The organism is Peribacillus sp. QJM3NY_7 (assembly GCF_056173225.1).
In genome coordinates this window covers 3,536,541-3,559,851 of sequence record NZ_CM149663.1, presented here as the reverse complement: position 1 = coordinate 3,559,851, position 23,311 = coordinate 3,536,541, and the positions used below count along the sequence as shown (strand labels likewise).

Here is a 23,311-nt window from a genome sequence, read left to right as displayed (position 1 = left end):
TAATAGAATGCCAGTGATTTCTTATATAGATGCCGTGACAATGGCAATGAGGGAAGAGATGGAACGAGATTCCCGTGTATTCGTATTGGGAGAGGATGTAGGAAAAAAAGGTGGGGTCTTTAAAGCCACTAATGGTTTATACGACCAATTCGGTGAAGACAGGGTCATCGATACCCCGCTCGCAGAATCTGCAATCGCAGGAGTTGGAATTGGAGCCGCCATGTATGGGCTTCGGCCGATAGCCGAGATGCAATTCGCTGATTTCATCATGCCAGCCATTAACCAAATCGTTTCAGAGGCAGCCAAAATCAGATACCGTTCCAATAATGACTGGAGCTGTCCTATGGTAATCCGTGCTCCATATGGAGGGGGAATTCATGGAGCTCTTTATCATTCGCAATCGGTTGAAGCGATCTTTGCCAATCAGCCGGGCTTGAAAATTGTGATGCCTTCCACTCCGTATGATGTAAAGGGTTTGCTTAAAGCTGCCATTCGCGATGAAGACCCAGTGCTTTTCTTTGAACATAAACGTGCATACCGCTTGATCAAGGGTGAGGTGCCTACTGAAGATTATGTACTTCCAATCGGTAAGGCGGATGTGAAAAGGGAAGGGGAAGACATTACAGTCATCTCCTATGGCCTTTGTGTGCATTTTGCCCTTCAGGCAGCAGAAAAATTAGCTGCAGATGGAATTTCTGCACATGTTCTTGACTTGCGTACCGTGTACCCTTTGGATAAGGATGCCATCATAGAAGCAGCTTCTAAAACGGGGAAAGTATTACTGGTTACGGAAGATAATAAAGAAGGAAGCATCATGAGTGAGGTCGCAGCCATAATTGCCGAGCATTGCCTTTTTGATTTGGATGCCCCTGTAAAACGATTGGCCGGCCCGGATGTACCTGCCATGCCTTATGCGCCAACGATGGAAAAACATTTCATGGTGAATCCCGATAAAGTGGAAAAGGCAATGAGGGAATTGGCCGAGTATTAATGACTGTTAAGAAGGAGGAACGAATTATGGCTATGGAATTAATGAAGATGCCCCAACTAGGCGAAAGTGTCACAGAGGGAACCATCAGTAAATGGCTTGTGAAGCCTGGAGATCATGTCACGAAATACGACCCGCTAGCTGAAGTGATGACGGATAAAGTAAATGCTGAGGTTCCTTCTTCCTTCACCGGCATCATCAAGGAATTGAAAGCGGATGAGAATCAAACATTGGCAGTCGGGGAAGTCATTTGCTCGATTGAAGTTGAAATGGGAAAGACGGATAATGAAAATGCTGGGCAAATTTCTCATAATGAGGAAAAAGTTGATGCACCTGTTATAAGAGATGTGCAGCAAGCGGCAGAACCATCAAGGAAAGCTCGCTATTCACCAGCTGTGTTAAAACTTTCCCAGGAGCATGGAATCGATCTATCAAAAGTTAAAGGAACGGGGAATGAGGGACGGATCACCCGTAAAGATTTACTGAAACTTGTTGAATCAGGGAATCTTCCTAAGGCGGATGAGCCTTCCGCAATTTCCGATGCGGCTCCTGAAGTGATCGCCCCTCAAGTCAATCGTCAAACAAGTCCTGTAACAAACGTGCCGACTGCGGCTGGTGACAAGGAAATACCGGTCACCGGCATCCGTAAGGCAATTGCGTCCAATATGTTGAAAAGTAAGCACGAAATTCCGCATGCTTGGACGATGGTGGAAGTTGACGCCAGCAATATGGTGAAGTTGCGTGATAATCTAAAATCTGATTTTAAACAAAAAGAAGGCTATAATTTAACGTACTTTGCCTTTTTCGTAAAAGCTGTTGCTCAAGCCCTTACGGAATTTCCAGAACTGAATTCGATGTGGGCCGGCGAAAAAATCGTACAAAAGAAAGAAATCAATATATCGATAGCCGTTGCAACTGAAGATGCCCTATTTGTTCCGGTCATTAAAAATGCAGATGAAAAATCAATCAAAGGTATAGCAAGGGAAATACAGGAACTTGCATCCAAAGTGAAGTCAGGTAACTTAAAAGCAGAGGATATGCAAGGTGGTACGTTCACTGTTAATAACACTGGCTCATTCGGTTCTGTCCAGTCCATGGGAATCATCAATTATCCACAGGCAGCCATTTTACAGGTTGAAACGATTGTAAAACGTCCAGTGGTCATTAATGACATGATTGCAGTACGAGATATGGTGAATCTCTGTTTATCACTTGATCATCGTGTTTTGGACGGACTGGTATGCGGACGATTCCTCGCGAGGGTTAAAGAAATCATCGAAAAGATTTCCAAAGACAACACTCCCATATACTAAAATGAAGAAAAGGAAGGCCGGAAGGTCCTTCCTTTTTTTTGCACTTCACTTTTCCGTAGAAAAACATCGACAAAAATTTTATTTTTGCTATTATTTTATTAAGGGCTGTTCTAATACAGGTCAGAAGCTGTACTTGATTTAAAGAGGCAAAATAGGCTAGTGGTTTCCCTAATAACAGGTTTGCTAATTTCTATTGTCTTAAATTTCAAGAAAATTATGGTAGAATGTTAGTATAATCCAGATCAAATTGACGGGAGGGTGGTTTTCTTATCCAAAACTGACTGAGCGTTCGTTCTACCAATGAAGGGTGAGGGCGTATGAGGATAAGAAAGCGATTACAGATGGAACTTAAAGATGTAAAAAACATAACCTTTCCTAAGCCTTCTTTTGAAGAGTGGAAAGAAGCTGCGGAAGTAAGTTTAAAAGGGAAAAGTGTAGAAAAGCTTAAAACGAATACATATGAGGGCATCGCTTTATATCCACTCTATACAGAAAAGGCGGAATCAACGGAAAAAGTAGCTGAATTGCCAGGATTTTTCCCTTTCACCCGAGGAACGTCCCCAACGGGATATCATGACAAACCTTGGCTTGTCGTTCAACCTGTAAGCGGTATCACGGCTGAAGAAGCAAATGAAAAGATGAGGGCTTCATTCAAGCGCGGTCAAAATGTCGTGGCATACCCTGCACGATTGCTTTCCGGGGGAGCAAGGGCTGAAACATTGTTTAAGGAAATCCCATTAAAAGAAATGCCGGTTTTCATTGACCTTAAGGGGAAACAAAAAGAATTATTCCCTCAATTCAAAGCTGTTGCCGAAGCACAAAATACCCAATTGACAGGCGTCATTGCTGAAGATCCAATTGCAGAATGGCTCATTTGCGGTCAGCTGCCAGAAGATACGGATAACTATTTTGCAGAATGGCTGAAGACGATCCAGGATTATCAGAAGGTAGGCAGTGATTTAAAAACAGTTTTGATTAATACGGCAGTCTACCATAATGGAGGAGCCAATGCCGTACAAGAAATAGCTTACGGATTATCGGCAGCCGTCCAATATCTATTGGAAGGGCAAAAGCAGGGGCTTTCTATTGCTGCGGTTTCCGAAAAAATAGTATTCTCGTTTGCAGTGGATTCAAATTACTTCATGTCCATCGCTAAACTGAGGGCTGCCAGAAGGCTTTGGGCAGGTCTTGCAGAAGCTTTCGATACAGCATCGGACCATTTTAAAATGACGATACATGCCGTAACTTCCGAGTTGACGGAAACGCTATATGATCAGCACGTCAATATTCTTCGGACCACGAACCAAGCTTTTTCAGCAGCTATTGGAGGCATTCAATATCTTCAAATCCATCCATTTACACACGCAACCGGTGAAACCGATGAGTTTTCAGAAAGAATTGCCCGTAATACTCACTTGATTTTAAAAGAAGAAACAAATATTACAACAGTTGTCGATCCTGCTGGCGGTTCATGGTATGTTGAGCAACTAACGGATGAATTGGCTGAAAAGGCTTGGGCAAAATTCCTTGAAATCGATGCAGCTGGAGGGATTCTGGAGCTAATTAAACAAGGTACCCTTCAGAAAGAAATAGCTGAAGTTTACCAAGAAAGAGTTCAAAATGCGGCTTTCAGAAAAGAAAGTATCATCGGAACGAATGTATATCCGAATCCCGCTGATAAGATTAAAAACACCACAAAGGATAAACATGTGTCGTATATGAAAGTTGCGAAGCCGGTTGGCATTACCCCACTTGAATTGGAACGGGTATCCAGTCAGTTCGAACAGATAAGACTGCGCAGTGAAAAGTTTAAAGGAATAAGCGGAACGGCTCCAACTATCGGTTTAATTAATTTGATAAATCTCAAATCCTATAAACCTCGTGCAGATTTCGTTCAAAGTCTTGCGGCAGCAGGTGGTATTGAAACAATCGGCAGTAAGGGATGTCAAACCGTTGAGGAAGCAATCGATTATGTAGCTGCGACCAATCTCCCAATCTATTGTCTTTGCGGCAGTGATGGTGACTATTCGGAATTAGCGCCAGTCATCATCAAAGAAATTAAAAAGCAATTCCCTGAAATCACTATTTATAGTGCCGGCAAGCAGCAAGAAGAATTGGAGATTACACTAAGAGAAGCCGGGGTCAAAGATTTTATCCATGTTAAAATGAATGCAATATCCATTTTACTTGAATTATTGCAGAAGCTAGGGGTGAACTGAAATGAAAAAACCGAATTTTTCTGCTATAAATCCTGCTAAGTCCGAGATGAAAGGTACAGTGGAAGCATGGAAAAAGGAAGTCGAAAAGGCCGTTGGGAAAAACATTGAGGATCTTCTGTTTGAAACCAATGAACAAATAAAAATCAAACCGCTTTATGTTGAGGAAGATATTCGCGGCCTGGAGCATATGGAAAGTGTGCCAGGCATCGCTCCTTTTACAAGGGGTCCCTATCCTTCGATGTATGTCAATCGTCCTTGGACGGTACGGCAGTATGCAGGTTTTTCGACTGCTGAGGAATCCAATGCGTTTTACAGACGTAATCTGGCGATGGGGCAAAAAGGGCTCTCAGTTGCTTTTGATTTAGCTACACACCGCGGTTATGACTCCGATCATCCGCGCGTTGTCGGTGATGTGGGGAAGGCGGGAGTTGCCATTGATTCCATTCTTGACATGAAGATCCTGTTCGACGGCATTCCGCTTGATCAGATGTCCGTGTCAATGACAATGAACGGTGCAGTATTACCGATCCTTGCGTTTTATATCGTGACAGCTGAAGAACAAGGCGTAACACAGGATAAGCTTTCAGGCACGATTCAAAATGACATCTTAAAGGAATACATGGTTAGGAATACGTATATCTACCCGCCTGAAATGTCCATGAAAATCATAGCTGATATCTTTGAGTATACTTCCAAATATATGCCCAAGTTCAATTCCATTTCCATCTCCGGTTATCATCTGCAAGAAGCGGGGGCGCCGGCTGATATCGAACTTGCCTATACGTTGGCGGATGGGCTTGAGTATGCACGTACCGGAATGAAAGCAGGCATTGATATCGATAAATTTGCACCACGCCTGTCATTCTTCTGGGCTGTAGGAATGAACTATTTCATGGAAGTGGCGAAAATGCGGGCGGCTCGTTTCATTTGGTCAAAATTGATGAAACAATTCGAACCGAAAAATAATAAAGCGATGGCATTGAGGACTCATTCCCAAACCTCCGGCTGGAGCCTTTCCGAGCAGGATCCGTTTAACAATGTCGCAAGGACCCTTATTGAAGCGCATGCGGCTGCACTTGGACATACACAGTCGCTCCATACGAACGCATTGGATGAGGCCATTGCCCTGCCAACGGATTTCTCGGCACGTATTGCACGTAATACACAGCTCTATCTGCAGGAGGAAACCGGAATCACAAAAGTAATCGATCCATGGGCAGGTTCTTACTATGTAGAATCGCTCACTAATGAATTGATCGAACGGGCTTGGGCTCACATAGAGGAAATCGAAGGTCTGGGAGGAATGGCGAAGGCAATTGAAACCGGCCTTCCAAAAATGAGGATCGAGGAAGCCGCTGCAAAGCGACAGGCTAAAATCGATTCTCAAGATGAAACAATCGTAGGCGTCAATAAGTATCGGTTGAAAAAAGAAGATCCGATTGAAATACTGGAGATTGACAATACAGCAGTTCGCGAAAGTCAGCTTAAGCGATTGAGCGAATTGAAGGCGAAACGTGATCAGGCAAAGGTGGATGAAGCTCTTAAAGCGCTTTCAATGGCGGCCAGAACTGAAGAGGGTAACCTTCTTGAACTGGCTGTGCAAGCAGCAAGAGTACGGGCTTCATTAGGTGAAATCTCCGATGCGATCGAAGAGGTGGCTGGACGTCACAAAGCAACGATCCGTTCTATCAGCGGCGTATACAGCTCGGCATACTCAAAAGAAGCGGAAATTGAGGAAGTCGTCCGCATGACGGAAGAATTCCTTGAAAATGAAGGAAGAAGACCGCGTTTGTTAATGGCTAAAATGGGCCAGGACGGTCATGATCGCGGAGCTAAAGTAGTCGGAACGGGGTTTGCGGATTTAGGCTATGATGTCGATATCGGTCCATTATTCCAAACACCGAAAGAAACCGCCATCCAGGCCGTGGAAAATGATGTGCATGTAGTCGGAATGAGTTCCCTAGCTGCCGGCCATAAAACATTGTTGCCGCAGCTTATGACGGAACTGAAGAACTTGGGACGAGAGGACATCATAGTGATCGTAGGCGGCGTCATCCCTGCACAGGATTATGATTATCTTATGGAAAATGGCGCTACAGCCATTTTTGGACCCGGGACGGTCATTCCGCAGGCAGCAAAGAAAGTGCTTCAGGAAATATACAATCGCCTCGGATATGAGGAAGTGGCCCAATAATGAGTGAAGACAAGAAGCCGGAATGGGTCGATCTTAACAATAAGGAAGGTTTTGCTTCTTCATTAAAGCCAGGTGTGGAATTAGCAGCCAGCCAAAACAAACCTTCAAAAAGCAAATTCGTCAAAAAACATAATGTAAACATACCGGTCCATGAGCTTAAAGAGGGAATCATAAAAGGGGACAGGGCCAAGCTAGCCAAAGGGATTACATTGGTTGAAAGCAATGCATCCCACCATTTGGATCATGCACAGGAATTATTGCATAGCATCCTTCCTCATACAGGGAACTCAATGCGCATCGGGATTTCCGGAGTGCCCGGTGCCGGGAAAAGTACCTTCATCGAGACGTTCGGAACCTACTTATGTGACAGGGGCCATAAGGTTGCCGTTCTAGCCGTCGATCCAAGCTCTTCGGTCAATGGCGGAAGTATACTGGGCGATAAGACAAGAATGGAGGAACTGGCTAGAAACCCCCATGCCTTCATAAGACCCTCACCATCCGAAGGAACTCTTGGCGGGGTTCACCGCAAAACGAGGGAAACGATGCTGCTTTGTGAAGCGGCAGGTTTTGATGTGATACTGATAGAAACTGTCGGGGTCGGTCAGAGTGAAGCTATAGTTCGAAGTATGGTCGACTTCTTCATGCTCCTTGTCCTAACGGGTGCCGGAGATGAATTGCAAGGGATGAAAAAAGGGATTCTGGAACTTGTGGACGGAATTGTTGTCAATAAGGCCGACGGCGAGAACCTCCCCCTGGCGATTAGGACGAAATCCGAATATAGCAGAATCTTGCACTTCCTTCAGCCAGCCACAAAGGGTTGGGCAGGAAAGGCATATACTTGTTCCGCCATAACCGGTAAAGGAATTCCTGAACTTTGGGATGTATTGAATGAATTTTCCCAAATGACCAAGGAATCGGGGGTTTTTCAAGAACGGAGAAGAATGCAATCTAGGGAATGGCTTTATTCATTGATCGATCACCAGCTTAAAACGATGTTTTATAAAAATGAAACCGTCAAGAGTCTTCTCCCTATGCTCGAGAATCAAGTGATGTCAGGGAATAAAACGGTCACTGCTGCTGTTAAGCAGGCCTTTCAATCTTTTGCAGAAACATTTAAGTCTAATGAAAAATAAATGGGATGGGGAGGCATGGATCTATTTCCACGCCTGCCCCATCCTTTTGTAAGTCTTGTTGTTACACACATGATTCCCGCTCCCCTTTCGTTTTAAACATGTTCGGAACGGATTATGCGGTTTTAATAGGTAAATTTATTGAATCACGAAGAGGCAATTGTTATGATAGGATTGAAGAGAAAACTTGGAAGGAGCAAATGCCATGAATATGGATTTTAATTTTTTAATGAACGACGTAGTCAAACAGGCTCGCGATGAGATTAAGACTGCTGGATATACAGAACTGACCACTCCCGAAGAAGTAGAGGAAGTATTTGCACAAAAAGGAACGACACTTGTTATGGTAAACTCCGTTTGTGGCTGCGCTGGGGGAATAGCTAGACCTGCAGCTGCTCATGCAATCCATAATGATAAACGCCCAGATCAGCTTGTAACCGTTTTTGCTGGGCAAGATAAAGAGGCGACGGAAAAAGCCCGTGATTATTTCGAAGGATATCCGCCGTCATCCCCATCATTTGCATTGCTGAAGGATGGAAAAATCATCACCATGATAGAACGCCATGAAATTGAAGGGCACCACCCGATGTCTGTAGTAGAAAAATTACAAGACTACTTCGATCAATATTGCGAAGAAGTTTAATCCATATCGATAAACTAAAAACCCGCCCAATCGGCGGGTTTTAGTTTGTCAACAAAAAGAGATTCGGAATGATCTCATCCTGAACAGGATCTTCAAACAAGGCTAGATCACCATAGGTGGTTATTACTTTAAATCATAATTGGATTGCCGCGATTACGACAGCCCTCCCGGATAATTGGCTTTTATGCCCCTTTAGGTGCTTGCTTTAATGAGGCATTGGCAGACAGTCGGCGGAAAGGGAGCAGGATCTCTGAAAAACTGGAATGTAATTTTAAGAAAAAAACTGAGGCTAGACATCCCGAACCAAGTTTTAGAACAGGTGACCTTGATTTGTTTTACATTGATCCTAACTGGATGGAAGATATGAGCGACACTCCTGCCGAGTAACTGGCTAGCCGAGACCCCACAGGCGCTTGCGCTGAGGAGGCTTGGCAGTCAGTCGGCGGAAAGGGAGCGGATTTCTGGAATCAATAGAAATACTTTTTTAAGAAAAAAACTATATGAAAACTGGCTTTTGTTCGAATTTTGTCTACAGTCTGAACCCGCCCAATCGGTGGGTTTTTTTATTCATGAAATTGCATAAGTCAGGAACTTTTGGGAAAGAAGATAGATATGGAGGCGGATATATTACCTTTGATGAGAAAGCACGAAGCCCAGATGTTAAATTATGATAATATTCTGAAAAATGAATCTATTATTTACGTTATTGAATAATTATTAGAGTGTGTTAAAATACACATTAGTGTATGAATATTAGTTATTCGAAATTTAACTAACCTAATTTAATAACAAGAGAATTGAAAATATCATTTTGGAGGAATAATAATGAAGTTGAAAAAGCAGTTAGCATTGTTGCTTACTTCTATTTTATTAGTAGGTATTTTAGCGGCATGCGGAACATCAGAGAAAGAAGATAAGAACACAGCTGACAATGAAGACAAGAAGGTCCTGGTAATGGGAACATCTGCGGATTATCCGCCATTTGAATTTGTTGAAACATCTAAAAGTGATGAAATCCAAGGATTTGACATTGATATCGCTAAAGCAATCGGAAAAAAATTAGGTTATGAGGTCGAAGTGAAGGACATTGACTTTAATAGTCTTGTGCCTGCCCTGGAAAATAAATCGGTCGATTTCGTTATCTCCGGAATGACTCCAACAGAAAAACGTGAGCAATCAGTCGATTTCAGTGATATTTACTATACAGCTAAAAACATGATCATCACGACAAAGGACAGTAAAATCAAAACTGTTGAAGATTTAAAAGGGAAAACGGTAGGCGTACAGCTTGCATCCATTCAGGAGACATTGGCAAATGACTTGAATAAATCCCAAGATATCGGGATGAAAGTTGAAAAACGGAATCGTATTCCTGAGGTTGTTCAAGAAATGTCAACAGGACGTTTTGACGCCGTGATCATGGAAGATACTGTTGCAAAAGGCTACTTGAAAGATAATAAAGAATTGGTTGGCCATTTGATCAAGTCTGGTGATCAAGATGCCGGTTCGGCAATCGCTTTCCAAAAAGGAAGCAAGTTAACTGAAGAATTCAATGCCGAGTTGAAAAAAATGATGGAAAATGGTGAAATGGAAAAATTAATATTAAAATGGTTCGGTGGCAGTGAAACTGAATAAAACAGAGAGATGAAAAGCGTTCAGAATGCCTTCTGAACGTTTTTCCGCGCTTTATTGTTAATAAAATGAAGCAGGAGGAAGGCCCAAGATAACGGCCTTCATAAGAGAGGATGAATGGAGTGAATCTGGAATTTGAAAGGATTATGCCTTCCCTTCCATATATCCTGGAGGGAATGCCGACTACATTAAAGGTTGTAGCGGTAGCGGCAGTAATCGGATTTGTTTTGGGAATATTATTATCTATACTTAAAATCAGCAGAATCAAGCCATTGAATTGGATTGCTGACTTTTATACATCCATTTTTCGCGGTACCCCTTTGGTGCTGCAATTAATGCTGATTTATTTTGGTTCACCACAAATATTAGGGATTCAAATCGAAGCGTTCCAAGCAGCATTTTTAGCATTCGGGCTAAATTCAGCTGCATATATCTCTGAAATTATCAGGGGAGGCATTTTAGCGGTCGATAAAGGCCAACGAGAGGCTGCACTTGCACTTGGGGTTCCCTATTCAGGGATGATGCTTAATATTATCCTTCCGCAGGCCATCAAGAACATCCTGCCGTCCCTTGTTAACGAATTGATTTCCTTAACGAAGGAATCAGCCGTTGTCACAATTATTGGATTAGGGGATATCATGCGCCGTGCTTATATTGTCGGCGGTGAGACATATAAATTCTTCGAGCCGATTTTATTTGCCGGTCTCATTTATTATGTGATGGTCATGATTCTCACCATCTTAGGCAAAGTGATTGAAAGGAGAATGAGACGCAGTGATTAAAATTGATGGACTCAAAAAAAATTATGGTAAGCTCGAAGTTTTAAAAGGAATCAGCACCGAGATAGGACAGGGTGAAGTGGTAGCGATCATCGGTCCATCCGGTTCGGGAAAATCAACTTTCTTGCGCTGCATCAATATGCTTGAAACTCCAACTGATGGTCAAATCAGGTTTAAAGATCAAATCATCACTGATAAAAAGACCAATATCATGAAAGTGCGTGAAAATGTCGGAATGGTATTTCAGCATTTTCATTTATTTCCACATAAAACCGTACTGGAGAATCTGATATATGCACCTATGAAGGTGAAAAAATTATCAAAGGCCGAGGCTGTAAAACAGGCTCGTGAGCTCTTGACTAAAGTCGGTTTGGCCGATAAAGAATCGACTTATCCGAATCGTCTGTCAGGCGGACAAAAACAAAGGGTCGCGATTGCACGGGCATTGGCAATGAACCCGGAAGTAATGCTTTTCGATGAGCCGACTTCAGCGCTTGACCCCGAGATGGTAAAAGAAGTGCTCGAGGTTATGAAGTCACTGGCACATACGGGGATGACCATGCTGATTGTAACGCATGAAATGGGCTTCGCCAAAGAAGTGGCCGATCGAGTACTATTCCTTGACGGGGGTCTGCTCGTTGAGGAAAGTGCTCCGGAAGATTTCTTTTCCAATCCGAAAAGCCAGCGTGCAAAAGACTTCTTGGAAAAAGTTTTATAAGCTAAAGCAAATAGTATATAATTGTGAAAAAAGGTAACGTTTAGTTACCTTTTTTATTTTTTTCCTATAATGTATTTTTGCGTGCATGTATTTAGAAAAATTGGAAATTTAACTCGCAAAGGACTGTAAAAATTTCTGATTTCCTGATAGTATTATAATAGATAGAGAAAGAGCCAGGTGATACATAACAATGTTTAAAATCGGATACAGGACGATTAAAACTGCTTTGGGGGCCACCCTGGCAATTATTATTGCACAAATGCTTAATCTCGAATATTTCTCTGCCGCGGGAATCATTGCGATCTTATGCATCCAAGTTACAAAAAAGAAGTCGGTGTATGCCTCCTGGCACCGGTTTTTAGCTTGTTTGATCGCAATGGCCTATGCATCCCTATTATTTCAGTTCATCGCATTCCATCCGCTGATAATAGGTTTGATTCTCTTGATTTTCATTCCAACGGCAGTTGCCTTGAAGATTAATGAGGGGATCGTGACGAGCAGCGTCATCATCATGCACCTATATGGGTCCGGTAACATCACTTTTTCCCTGCTGATCAATGAAACGATATTAATTGCAGTTGGAGTTGGAGTGGCACTTGTCATGAATCTGTACATGCCCAGTGTCGATGACAAACTGCTGGCCTATCAGGAAAGTATCGAAACGAACTTCAGTGCGATCTTGATGGGAATTGTCCGCTATTTGAGGGATAATGATCACACATGGGATGGTAAGGAAATCACCGAAACAGCCAACCTTCTTAATCAAGCCAAGAGCCTTGCCTTCAGGGACGTGGAAAATCATTTCTTAAGGGAAGAAGACCTGTATTACCATTATTTCAAAATGCGTGAAAAGCAATTTGAAATAATTGAACGAATTCTTCCCCTGGTCACGAATATTCCGTTGGTCGTCAAGCAAAGCGGGATAGTGGCTGATTTTATAGAAGATTTGGCAGAAAACGTCCACCCACAAAATACGGCCATCCTTTATCTGAAGAAGCTTGAAGAAATGGAGATCCATTTTAGGGGAATGGCACTGCCGCATACACGTGAAGAGTTCGAATCCAGGGCTGCATTACTGCAGCTCATGAAGGAAATGGAGCGCTATTTATTGTTGAAGCATTCCTTCAAGGGATTACCCAAGCTGACCGGCAACCGAATGAAAAAGAGGCACTTGGCTTAAACTAAGCAAAAAAGTAAAGGAATGATACAAATGAAATGGATCCTTTCTTTGTTGCTTATGCTATCTTTGTGGCCGTTACAGGTACAGGCCCAGCCTCAATCGGTTAAGCCTGGAGATCCGCTTATCATCATCAATAAAGCCAACAATAAATTGGCGTTCATTGATGATAATGAGGTCAAGGAGATTCTGCCGGTCGGTACGGGAAAGAGTCAGGAACTGACACCTGAAGGGATCTTCACGGTCAAAGTAAAAGCGGTCAATCCATATTACCGGAAAAAGAATATTCCTGGCGGTGATCCCAGGAACCCTTTGGGGTCGCGGTGGATTGGATTCGATGCGCGAAATACCGATGGGAGGATATACGGCATACATGGTACGAATCAGCCATCATCGATTGGTGAATATATTTCAAATGGCTGTGTACGGATGCATAAATCCGATGTGGAGCGTTTGTACGAAAAAGTCCCCATCGGCACCAAGGTGTTGATCACCCTATCGAACGAGGATTTCAAAACGCTAGCTAAGAAAAACGGAGCGATAAAATAAAGAGAGGGAAGCTTTTTGCTCCCCTCCCCGGTGTCTATTACAAAAGAAATGCGATACCTGATAATAAGCTCATTAATAACATTGAGATAAGCATTAAATACACGACGATCTTTCTGATTTTCCTGTTTCCCATATGCTCTCTCCCTTAATACAGTTTGATTGATTTTATTTTAACTTGAACATTTAGTAGAAACAAGTAAAAGTATAATGTTCATATTATTCCGAATCTTAAAAGGCTTTAATGCAAGATTAGTAGTATTTTAATGGAGTCATCCAATAATACATAGCATGGGGGTTTTTATGATGATTAAAAATATCGATCATATCGGTATTGCCGTCAAGTCACTAGATGAAGCCTTGCCGCTTTACACGGAAACGTTGAAATTGAAACTTGAAGGAATCGAGACAGTGGAGAGCCAAGGAGTGAAAGTGGCCTTCATCCTGGCAGGCAATACCCGTTTGGAATTGTTGGAAGCGTTGTCACCTGCAAGCCCAATCGCCAAATTCATCGAAAAACGCGGTGAAGGGATTCATCATGTGGCACTAGGCGTCGATGACATCGAAGATAGAATAAAAGAAATCAAAGAAGCTGGATTGCGCATGATTGATGATTCATCAAGAAAGGGAGCGCACAATGCGGATGTTGCTTTCGTTCATCCAAAGTCTACCGCGGGAGTATTATATGAGCTTTGTGAACAAGCATTATCAAAGGAGGAGCAGAAATGACAGACATTTATGATACGATCAATGACCTATATGACAGACGCCGAAAAGTGGAAATGGGCGGCGGTGAAGAAAGAATCGATAAGCAGCATGAAAAGGGCAAACTTACGGCAAGGGAAAGAATTGAACTTCTAGTTGATCCAGGTACTTTCATCGAGCTTAATCCTTTTATCAAACACCGTAATACCAATTTCGGCATGGAAAAGGAAGAAGGGCCGGGAGAAGGGGTTGTCACCGGTTATGGAAAGGTCAACGGCCGCGACATTTATCTGTTTTCACAGGATTTCACTGTTTTTGGCGGTGCACTTGGTGAAATGCATGCCCTGAAAATTGCCAATGTTATGGATTTGGCAGCGGAAAATGGAGCCCCTTTCATCGGTTTAAACGATTCTGGCGGGGCGCGAATTCAAGAAGGCGTAGTTTCGCTTGACGGATATGGCCAAATATTTTACCGGAATTCCATATATTCAGGGGTCATTCCACAGATTTCGGTTATTATGGGACCTTGTGCAGGCGGAGCCGTATATTCCCCAGCCATTACCGACTTTGTTTTCATGGTTGAAAAAACGAGCCAAATGTTCATAACAGGTCCTAAAGTCATTGAAACGGTTACAGGTGAAAAGATTTCATCCGAAGGATTGGGCGGAGCGGCTGTACATAATACCATAAGCGGTAATGCCCATTTCAAAGGAGCATCTGAGGAGCAAGTTTTGGCTGACGTTAGACGGCTCCTGAGCTATCTTCCACAAAATAATGAAGAGAAGCCGCCGGTTTTGGAAGCGGATGAGGGAGATGACTACCGGCCGGACTTAACGGATGTAGTCCCTTATGAAGGGATCCGGCCATATGATGTTCGGAAAGTATTGGAGCAGGTTGTCGATGAGGATTCCTTTATGGAAGTGCAAGAGGGCTTTGCGAAAAACATAGTGGTCGGCTTGGCACGGATCAAAGGGAAATCAGTGGGGCTTGTCTGTAACCAGCCAAAGGTATTGGCAGGGGGACTTGATATAGATTCATCAGATAAAGCTGCCCGTTTTATTCGTTTTTGTGACTCGTTTAACATTCCGCTTATTACGTTTGAAGACGTTTCAGGGTTTTTCCCCGGCGTTAAACAAGAACATGGCGGAATCATTCGCCACGGTGCAAAGCTGCTATATGCTTATTCGGAAGCAACAGTACCTAAATTGACGATCATTCTGCGAAAAGCATACGGAGGAGCTTATGTGGCTCTTAATAGTAAATCCATCGGTGCGGATCTTACGTTTGCATGGCCGAATGCTGAAATCGCTGTAATGGGTTCTGCTGGAGCGGCAAATATCATTTTTGCGCGTGAAATTCAAAATAGCCAAGATCCGGAAGCGACACGAGCAGCTAAAATTGAAGAATACCGTGAGAAGTTCGCCAATCCATATGTCGCCGCAAGTCTTGGGATGGTGGATGATGTTATCGATCCCCGTGAAACCAGGATTAAGATCATTCAATCTCTTGATATGCTACGCAACAAAAAAGAAACTCGACCATGGAAAAAACACGGTAATATCCCGTTGTGATCAATCTTTGCAAGGAGCCCTAACGATCTGTTTTGGGCTCTTTTCCATACGGGGGAAGATACCATTTTGAAATAAGTCATCATTCACTTTTTAAAATGGTCTTAGGACCAGCATGCCACATTATTTGCCGGGGCGCCGCTTTTAGAAGTATAATTGAAGAGGAAAACTTTTTTGGAGGTTTTATTTTATGATTAATGAAGAACGTTTAGTTAATGAATTTATGGAATTGGTGCAGATCGATTCCGAAACGAAAAATGAAGCAGCCATCGCCAAAGTGCTGAAAGAAAAATTCGGGGCACTGGGTGTAGAAGTTTTTGAAGATGATACAACAGCAGTCACCGGTCATGGTGCAGGGAATTTAGTATGTACTTTAAAAGGAACGAAAGAAGGCGTAGATACCATTTATTTCACCTCCCATATGGATACGGTTGTACCGGGTAATGGAATCAAGCCTTCCATCAAAGATGGATACATAGTGTCAGACGGAACGACCATATTAGGGGCGGATGACAAAGCTGGATTGGCAGTCATGTTAGAAACGCTTAAAGTGTTGAAAGAACAGAATATCGAACATGGTACAATTGAATTCATCATTACAGTCGGTGAAGAATCTGGCTTGGTAGGGGCAAAGGCATTGGATCGCTCCCTTGTAACGGCTAAATTCGGTTTTGCGCTTGATAGTGATGGAAAAGTGGGCAATGTGGTTGTTGCTGCACCTACTCAGGCGAAAGTGTCCGCAACCATTTTAGGCAAGACTGCTCACGCTGGTGTCGCTCCAGAGAAAGGCGTTTCGGCCATTACGATCGCAGCCAAAGCAATCTCTAGAATGCCATTAGGCAGAATCGACGAAGAAACGACAGCCAATATCGGACGTTTCCAGGGGGGACAGCAAACCAATATTGTTTGTGACCATGTTGAAATCCTTGCAGAAGCAAGATCCTTGATCCCTGAAAAAATGGAAATACAGGTAGCGAAAATGAAAGAGGCTTTCGAGACTGCAGCCATTGAAATGGGCGGACGTGCTGAAGTTGAAGTTACCGTCATGTATCCTGGTTTTAAATATGGTGCTGGTGACCATGTTGTCGAAATCGCAAGAAAGGCAGCAGAGAAAATCGGCCGTCCATGCGAGCTGGTTAAAAGCGGCGGTGGAAGCGATGCAAATGTCATTGCAGGCTTTGGCATCCCTACTGTCAATCTCGCAGTGGGCTATGAAGATATCCATACTACGAATGAAAGAATTCCAGTTGAGGAATTAACGAAACTAGCTGAAATGGTCATCACCATCATCAAAGAAGTTTCAGGGGAATAATCACCCATAATAGGTCAAGATGTTCAAAGTATTGAAGGATATATGTACAGTCATCAATGATATGATGGCTGTTTTTCTTGGAGTGGAAGCATCTTTCAGCGTGGTTACCAAAGATAAATAGGGATACTTTAATAGAAATGTTTTTTATTTTTACAAGGATGTGACGGTCAAACATGAAGGACATGTATCCCAAAAATGGCAGGGTCATTCTCCATGTAGACATGAATAGTTTCTATGCTTCAGTGGAAATGTCATATGATGTTTCATTGAAAGGCAAACCGCTTGCCATTGCAGGCAATGTTGAAGAGAGAAGGGGCATAATCGTCACCTGCAGCTATGAGGCGAGGAAGTTCGGGGTTAAAACGACCATGCCGATTTGGCAGGCGAAAAAATTATGTCCTCAATTAGTCATTCAGAAACCGAATTTCGAGCGCTATCGAAAGGCATCACTGGCTATTTTCGATGTTTTGAGGCAATATACAGAGATGGTTGAACCGGTTTCGATTGATGAGGGGTATCTGGATATCAGTGAATGCGCCGAATTGGGTTCGCCTTTAGATATAGCCAATAGCATTCAGGAAAGAATTTTTAATACGATGGATCTCCCTTGCAGTATCGGGATTGCCCCTAATAAATTTTTGGCCAAAACGGCTTCTGATATGAAGAAACCTATGGGGATCACCGTGTTAAGGAAACGGGACATTCCGGAAAAGCTCTGGCCTTTACAAGTGGGCGAAATGCATGGCATCGGGGATAAGACATCGGAAAAGCTTCAAGCTATCGGGATCATGACGATCAGGGACCTTGCACACGCCAATGATAGACAACTTAAACAGCTTCTTGGGATCAATGGCATCCGTTTGAAAGATAGGGCTAATGGAATTGACCCAAGGGTAGTGGATCCCGAAGCGATTTTTGAGCATAAGAGCATCGGGAACTCGACAACTCTTCCGCATGACTCCGCCAATCAAAAAGAATTGATCGGTGTATTGGAAAAGCTTTCCGGGAAAGTTGCCGTCCGCTTGAGAAATAAACGCCTCCTTGGTCAAAAAATAGGTGTTACGATCCGTTACAAAGACCGCCGGACAATTACGAGAAGCAGGACGGTTCCTAATCCAGTTTTTGAAAAAAAGGATATTTTGGATGAAGCTATCGATCTCTTCATGAAAAATTGGAATGGGGAAGGAATCAGGCTTCTTGGTGTCACAGCCTATGATGTCATCGAAAAAGAGTCGGCCTTCAAGCAACTGGATATTTTCTCCTTTCAAGAGGATGCAGAAAAAGAACCTCTGTATGATGCGATGGAACACTTGCAAAATAAGTACGGAGAAAATATTATTAAAAAGGGATTACCCTTGAAAAAACGTTCAATAGGAACAGACACTAGCTTCAGCAAAGATTTCTTTGAGCAATCCAGGAGGAATGATCCTTCTTTTGACAAAGAATAGCGTACAAGCTGTGTAAAGATAGAGAGAAGGGAAGATGAATCATGACAAAACAGCAGATTGGCGTTATCGGACTAGCCGTAATGGGCAAGAACCTTGCATTTAATATTGAAAGCAGGGGATATTCAATTTCCGTATATAATCGCTCAGGATCAAAAACGGACGAGATGATGAAGGAAGCGGAAGGCAAAAACGTAACAGCCGCTTATACGCTTGAAGAATTCGTCAATTCTTTGGAAACACCACGCAAAATTTTATTGATGGTTAAAGCCGGAGCTGCAACGGATGCAACAATCGAGCATTTAAAACCGTTGCTTGAAAAAGGTGATATCGTTATTGATGGAGGGAATACCTTCTTCAAGGACACTCAGCGCCGCAATGAGGAGTTAAGCAAGCTTGGCATCCATTTCATCGGTACTGGCGTGTCAGGTGGGGAAGAAGGAGCTCTAACAGGTCCTTCCATCATGCCTGGAGGTCAAAAAGAAGCATATGAACTTGTTGCACCGATTTTGAAGGATATTTCAGCTAAGGTCGATGGTGATGCTTGCTGCACGTATATCGGACCGGATGGGGCAGGTCATTATGTTAAAATGGTACATAATGGTATTGAATACGGGGACATGCAATTGATTTCCGAATCTTATTTCCTTCTGAAAAATCTCCTTGGACTATCTGCTGAAGAATTCCATGAAGTCTTTACTGAATGGAATGAAGGGGAACTTGATAGCTATTTAATTGAAATTACTGCTGATATTTTCAAAAAATATGATGAAGAAACCGGCAAGCCGATGGTCGATGTCATTTTAGATAAAGCTGGCCAAAAAGGTACAGGTAAATGGACAAGTCAAAGTGCGCTTGATCTTGGTGTTCCGCTTCCAATCATTACGGAATCCGTGTTTGCCCGGTTTATTTCAGCAATCAAGGACGAGCGTGTCGAAGCGAGTAAAATCCTTCGCGGTCCAAAAACCGATTCATTTACAGGCGACAAAAAGGCTTTGATTGAAAGTATCCGAAAAGCACTTTATATGAGCAAAATCTGTTCATATGCACAAGGATTTGCACAAATGAAAGCAGCATCAGAAGAAAATGGCTGGAACTTGCAATATGGGGAAATCGCGATGATTTTCCGTGGCGGCTGTATCATTCGAGCACAATTCCTCCAAAAAATCAAGGAAGCGTACGATCGTGAAGCGAACTTGAACAATCTTCTTCTAGATCCTTACTTCCAAGGGATCGTCGAAAGCTATCAAGGAGCTTTACGTGAAGTAGTATCAACGGCTGTGATGAACGGAATCCCGGTTCCTTGCTTGTCATCGGCACTTGCCTATTTCGACAGCTATCGTACAGAAACACTGCCAGCCAACCTGATTCAAGCTCAGCGTGACTATTTTGGAGCTCATACTTACCAACGCATTGATAAAGAAGGAACGTTCCATACCGAATGGATGGAAAAATAAAAAGTTCAAGCCAGGCTTAAAGGAGATCCCCTTTAAGCCGGCTTTTTTGTTTCATGTAAAAAGGGGGCGCTTGGCGCCCCCTTTTATTACTATCTCCGATGCTCTACAAGATCAATGACCCCTAATACAACATGTGCCAAACCGAAACCAAAAACCGTATTAGCTACCATTTTGTTTGAACCCCGGGTCTGCTTCATTGCATAACCCGCAGCTGTCACGGCTGTGCCCAACGCTGTTGGAATTAACCCTTCACGAATGTCCATCGTTTAATCCCTCCACATCGAAGTTAGCGGTACTGTCACTAAGCACCTTTTTTAGTGTATCCTCAGCAAAGGCTTACCATTCTTTATAGATAAGGGTAAAAATGGTAAAAACGAACTAGTTGTAAATAGTTCCAATTAATTTACCTTTTTTAGGGAAAACATAGTATGATGTATGACATTCATCCTTGCTTTTTTTAGGTTTAAACACCTGTGGAAAAAGGAATATAAACATTGAAAGAGATGGGCGGGCCGTAGAATACAGTAGGCAGAAAGAGAGAGAAGGAGCGGAGGACTTTATGTTCATCATCTGGTGGGCTGTAGCCATTTTTTTATTTTTCATTGCCTTAGAATCCGGTGTTTCATTTTGGCTCAATTCAGAAAAAGGGGAAGAAATGTCCAAGTCCAAGCAAATGTTTCATATTATCCGGAATAAATTGCTGAGGAAGAGTGTTTCATGAAGAAGAAGGGATGCAGATTCAAATCTGCATCCCTTTTTCATTTCAATTATTATTTTCGTTTTTCTTGACTTGCCACCAAATATGTCCATCTTCCGCCAGGAGTTCATCGGATGCAAGTGGACCTGTTGATCCCGCTTCATAGTTAGGGAAAGACTCTTCTTTAGTATTTTCCCATGCATTGGAAATGGTATCGACGAACTTCCATGAGAGGGCAACCTCGTCCCAGTGCGTAAAGTTTGTAGCATCCCCGCGCATGCTGTCAAACAATAGCTTTTCATATGCCTCGGGAGAATTGATGTGTTCGATCCCTTTGTTCGAGACGGTCAGCTTCATTGGCTTTGTATTGGATGTCGTCCCGGATTTTTTGACATTTAAGTACAATGTGATACCCTCGTCAGGCTGGATATTGATGACGAGAAGATTCGGATTCAGCGTTTCTTCCGTTTTATAATACAGATTCATTGGAATATCTTTGAATTGAACAACGATATTCGTTGATTTGACATCCATTCTCTTACCGGTACGGATATAAAAAGGAACACCGGCCCAACGGAAATTATCAATCATCAATTTACCCGCAACATAGGTCTCTGTGTTGGATTCGGGATTTACATTATGTTCATTTCGGTAGGCCGGAAGCATTTGACCGTCTATCGTTCCTTCACCATACTGGCCACGAACGAAGTATTGGTTGACTTCGTCGACCTTCATTGGTCGAAGTGAACGCAATGCCCGTACTTTTTCGCTTCGAATCTCTTCAGTCGTCAAAGCGATCGGGGGTTCCATTGCAAGCAGGGCCACCATTTGCAGCAGGTGGTTTTGGACCATATCCCTTAGGGCACCGCTGGTTTCATAATAACGCCCGCGTTCTTCAACGCCGAGTGTTTCGCTTGAAGTAACCTGGATATTGGATATATATCTGTTATTCCATAGCGGCTCGAAAAGGGCATTGGAAAAACGGATTACCTCGATATTTTGTACCATTTCTTTACCTAAATAATGATCGATGCGGTAAATTTCATCTTCAGCGAATGCAGTCCGAATCTGCTCATTCAATTGTTGTGCTGTTTCAAAACTGTGTCCAAATGGCTTCTCGATGACCAGGCGTTTATATCCATCCGTGTCACTCAGGCCTTGAGCTTTAATCTGTTCGGCAATCGTTCCGAAAAACTCAGGTGCCATCGCCAAATAGAAGATCCTGTTTCCTTCTAATTGATATTGTCCGTCTAATTGTTCGGCAATGTCTTTTAATTGCAAGTATGATTCCGAACTTGAGACGTCATGGGAGTGATAATGGAAATGGGAAATGAATTCATCGACCTTTTCTTCCGCATGTCCGAACGTAAGAATCGAGTCCTTGACACTTGTTTGGAACTCCTCGTTCGTCAATGGCCTCCTTGCCACACCGACGACCGCGAACTTATTGATTTTCTCTTTTTGAAATAGTCGATATATGGAAGGAAATAATTTCCTTTTCGCTAAATCTCCGGTAGCACCAAAAATCATGATCAATGCTGTGGGTTTATTGTTTTCTGTCATGTTAAAACCTCAACTTTCCGTTAAATCTGTCTATAAAGTTGGAATTCCCGTATGTGTACCAATTTCTAATTTTACGTTTAGCTTTCCCTCAAAGCAATCAATTTGCGCATTTTTTCTCAGATTTCATTAAAAGTTTAATTTGGTTTCGGTTTTAATGGGTCATAAATGAAAGAGCACCTTGGTTATGCTATAGTTAAGGCATAAAGTATTTGCAACGGAGGTAGTATGAGTGGATTTCGTTTTATTGGGTACAGGCGCTGGCGTTCCGGCCAAAGCGCGGAATGTGACATCAATCGCCCTTCAATTATTGGAAGAACGAGGGACTATTTGGTTATTCGATTGTGGGGAAGCAACACAGCATCAAATATTAAAAACGGCGGTCAAACCGCGAAAGGTTGAAAAGATCTTCATCACCCATTTACATGGTGACCACATCTTCGGACTGCCTGGTTTTTTAAGCAGCAGATCTTTTCAGGGCGGAGTGGATAAATTGACCGTATATGGTCCACAAGGCATAGATTCATTCATTAAGACGAGCTTACAGGTGAGTGGGACTCATTTAAAATATCCCTTGGAAATCATCGAAATAGAAGAAGGCACAGTGTTTGAGGACGAACAATTCACAGTGACGGCCAAGTCGCTTGACCATGGCATTTACAGCATCGGTTATCGGATTGTGGAAAAAGATCGTCCGGGTAGCCTGCTGGTCGACCGGCTGCGTTCCGAAGGTGTGAAGCCGGGGCCTCTTTTTAAAGCATTGAAAAATGGACAAACGGTCTGTCTCGATGATGGCCGTGTCATAAATGGGAAGGACTATATCAGTACTCCGAAAAAAGGCCGGATCATCACGATTCTTGGTGATACAAGAATGTGCAGCAATGCGCTCATTCTTGCTGAATCGGCGGATTACCTTGTTCATGAAGCTACATTTTCAGCGGAAGAAGCTGAAATGGCATCAGCCTATTATCATTCGACCACCGTTCAGGCTGCAGAAACGGCCTTGAAAGCGGGAGCTAAGCATCTAATCCTTACGCATATCAGCTCACGGTATACTCCAGAGGATGCTGGGAGGCTAAAAGAGGAAAGCAAATCAATCTTTGCAAATACGATCATGGGTGAAGATCTGATGGCGATTAAAGTTCCTTTGTATTCAGAGGAATCGGACAGCTGAAATCAAAGCCAATGTTTGATATAATTAATCAATTGTTCATTGGATATTTAAAGG

General features: G+C 42.9%; 21 protein-coding genes. 18 read left to right on the top strand and 3 right to left on the bottom strand.

Annotated features, from left to right (window positions below; all coding sequences use genetic code 11):
• Window positions 1–7 precede the first annotated feature (7 nt).
• The 11 genes from AC0VX1_RS17005 to AC0VX1_RS16955 all read left to right on the top strand — a co-directional run bounded on the left by AC0VX1_RS17005 (window position 8) and on the right by AC0VX1_RS16955 (window position 13,342).
• Window positions 8–991, top strand: coding sequence for an alpha-ketoacid dehydrogenase subunit beta (locus tag AC0VX1_RS17005; protein WP_053535667.1), 984 nt, complete (start codon window positions 8–10; stop codon window positions 989–991).
• 26 nt (window positions 992–1,017) lie between these two features.
• Window positions 1,018–2,301, top strand: a complete 1,284-nt coding sequence (locus AC0VX1_RS17000) for a dihydrolipoamide acetyltransferase family protein (RefSeq protein ID WP_475468042.1) — start codon at window positions 1,018–1,020, stop codon at window positions 2,299–2,301.
• Window positions 2,302–2,618: 317 nt separating this feature from the next.
• On the top strand, window positions 2,619–4,520 hold the full coding sequence (locus AC0VX1_RS16995; protein WP_475468040.1) for a methylmalonyl-CoA mutase family protein: 1,902 nt from the start codon (window positions 2,619–2,621) through the stop codon (window positions 4,518–4,520).
• 1 nt (window position 4,521) lies between these two features.
• The gene (gene scpA, locus AC0VX1_RS16990) at window positions 4,522–6,714 is read left to right on the top strand and encodes a methylmalonyl-CoA mutase (protein WP_413010499.1); all 2,193 of its coding nucleotides are present in this window, start codon (window positions 4,522–4,524) and stop codon (window positions 6,712–6,714) included.
• The gene (gene meaB / locus AC0VX1_RS16985) at window positions 6,714–7,847 is read left to right on the top strand and encodes a methylmalonyl Co-A mutase-associated GTPase MeaB (RefSeq protein ID WP_098186593.1); all 1,134 of its coding nucleotides are present in this window, start codon (window positions 6,714–6,716) and stop codon (window positions 7,845–7,847) included. The genes scpA and meaB overlap by 1 nt, the downstream gene beginning before the upstream one ends.
• A gap of 202 nt (window positions 7,848–8,049) precedes the next feature.
• Window positions 8,050–8,487, top strand: coding sequence for a BrxA/BrxB family bacilliredoxin (locus tag AC0VX1_RS16980; RefSeq protein WP_034308239.1), 438 nt, complete (start codon window positions 8,050–8,052; stop codon window positions 8,485–8,487).
• Window positions 8,488–9,318: 831 nt separating this feature from the next.
• Window positions 9,319–10,122 carry a transporter substrate-binding domain-containing protein gene (locus AC0VX1_RS16975; protein WP_170946886.1) on the top strand — a complete coding sequence of 268 codons (804 nt, stop codon included), beginning with the start codon at window positions 9,319–9,321 and terminating at the stop codon, window positions 10,120–10,122.
• Between the two features lie 119 nt (window positions 10,123–10,241).
• On the top strand, window positions 10,242–10,901 hold the full coding sequence (locus tag AC0VX1_RS16970) for an amino acid ABC transporter permease (protein WP_057278878.1): 660 nt from the start codon (window positions 10,242–10,244) through the stop codon (window positions 10,899–10,901).
• Complete coding sequence (locus AC0VX1_RS16965) at window positions 10,894–11,616, top strand: amino acid ABC transporter ATP-binding protein (protein ID WP_034308235.1); 723 nt, start codon at window positions 10,894–10,896, stop codon at window positions 11,614–11,616. Before AC0VX1_RS16970 ends, AC0VX1_RS16965 begins: the two co-directional genes overlap by 8 nt.
• A 190-nt stretch (window positions 11,617–11,806) precedes the next feature.
• A complete protein-coding gene (locus AC0VX1_RS16960; RefSeq protein ID WP_095678586.1) occupies window positions 11,807–12,796 on the top strand; it encodes an aromatic acid exporter family protein in 990 nt (329 codons plus the stop codon).
• Between the two features lie 30 nt (window positions 12,797–12,826).
• Entirely contained in the window at window positions 12,827–13,342 is a 516-nt protein-coding gene (locus tag AC0VX1_RS16955) for a L,D-transpeptidase (RefSeq protein ID WP_475468036.1), read from the top strand.
• 37 nt (window positions 13,343–13,379) lie between these two features.
• On the opposite strand, the gene prli42 is transcribed toward AC0VX1_RS16955, so the two are convergent.
• Entirely contained in the window at window positions 13,380–13,475 is a 96-nt protein-coding gene (gene prli42, locus AC0VX1_RS16950; RefSeq protein ID WP_156500278.1) for a stressosome-associated protein Prli42, read from the bottom strand.
• Window positions 13,476–13,642: 167 nt separating this feature from the next.
• Here prli42 and mce point away from each other — a divergent pair, with 167 nt between their 5' ends.
• The 5 genes from mce (at window position 13,643) to gndA (ending at window position 19,826) form a co-directional block, all read left to right on the top strand.
• Window positions 13,643–14,068 (top strand): methylmalonyl-CoA epimerase, encoded by a 426-nt coding sequence (mce, locus tag AC0VX1_RS16945; protein ID WP_034308227.1) that lies wholly within the window; start codon window positions 13,643–13,645, stop codon window positions 14,066–14,068.
• A complete protein-coding gene (locus AC0VX1_RS16940) occupies window positions 14,065–15,615 on the top strand; it encodes an acyl-CoA carboxylase subunit beta (protein WP_063590658.1) in 1,551 nt (516 codons plus the stop codon). The genes mce and AC0VX1_RS16940 overlap by 4 nt, the downstream gene beginning before the upstream one ends.
• Before the next feature lie 187 nt (window positions 15,616–15,802).
• Complete coding sequence (locus AC0VX1_RS16935; RefSeq protein WP_048678525.1) at window positions 15,803–16,924, top strand: tripeptidase T; 1,122 nt, start codon at window positions 15,803–15,805, stop codon at window positions 16,922–16,924.
• A 173-nt stretch (window positions 16,925–17,097) separates the two neighbouring features.
• On the top strand, window positions 17,098–18,372 hold the full coding sequence (locus AC0VX1_RS16930; protein ID WP_413004202.1) for a DNA polymerase IV: 1,275 nt from the start codon (window positions 17,098–17,100) through the stop codon (window positions 18,370–18,372).
• Window positions 18,373–18,413: 41 nt separating this feature from the next.
• Window positions 18,414–19,826 (top strand): NADP-dependent phosphogluconate dehydrogenase, encoded by a 1,413-nt coding sequence (gene gndA / locus AC0VX1_RS16925; RefSeq protein ID WP_475468033.1) that lies wholly within the window; start codon window positions 18,414–18,416, stop codon window positions 19,824–19,826.
• An 89-nt stretch (window positions 19,827–19,915) separates the two neighbouring features.
• Here the strand turns inward: gndA and AC0VX1_RS16920 are convergent, their stop codons facing one another.
• The gene (locus AC0VX1_RS16920; RefSeq protein WP_034308217.1) at window positions 19,916–20,089 is read right to left on the bottom strand and encodes a hypothetical protein; all 174 of its coding nucleotides are present in this window, start codon (window positions 20,087–20,089) and stop codon (window positions 19,916–19,918) included.
• A gap of 296 nt (window positions 20,090–20,385) precedes the next feature.
• On the opposite strand from AC0VX1_RS16920, the gene AC0VX1_RS16915 reads away from it, so the two are divergent.
• Window positions 20,386–20,547, top strand: a complete 162-nt coding sequence (locus AC0VX1_RS16915) for a hypothetical protein (RefSeq protein ID WP_268937243.1) — start codon at window positions 20,386–20,388, stop codon at window positions 20,545–20,547.
• A gap of 42 nt (window positions 20,548–20,589) precedes the next feature.
• On the opposite strand, the gene zwf is transcribed toward AC0VX1_RS16915, so the two are convergent.
• Window positions 20,590–22,086 (bottom strand): glucose-6-phosphate dehydrogenase, encoded by a 1,497-nt coding sequence (gene zwf / locus AC0VX1_RS16910; RefSeq protein ID WP_413010503.1) that lies wholly within the window; start codon window positions 22,084–22,086, stop codon window positions 20,590–20,592.
• 229 nt (window positions 22,087–22,315) lie between these two features.
• Here zwf and rnz point away from each other — a divergent pair, with 229 nt between their 5' ends.
• Window positions 22,316–23,257, top strand: a complete 942-nt coding sequence (gene rnz / locus AC0VX1_RS16905; protein WP_413022835.1) for a ribonuclease Z — start codon at window positions 22,316–22,318, stop codon at window positions 23,255–23,257.
• Window positions 23,258–23,311: the final 54 nt, after the last annotated feature.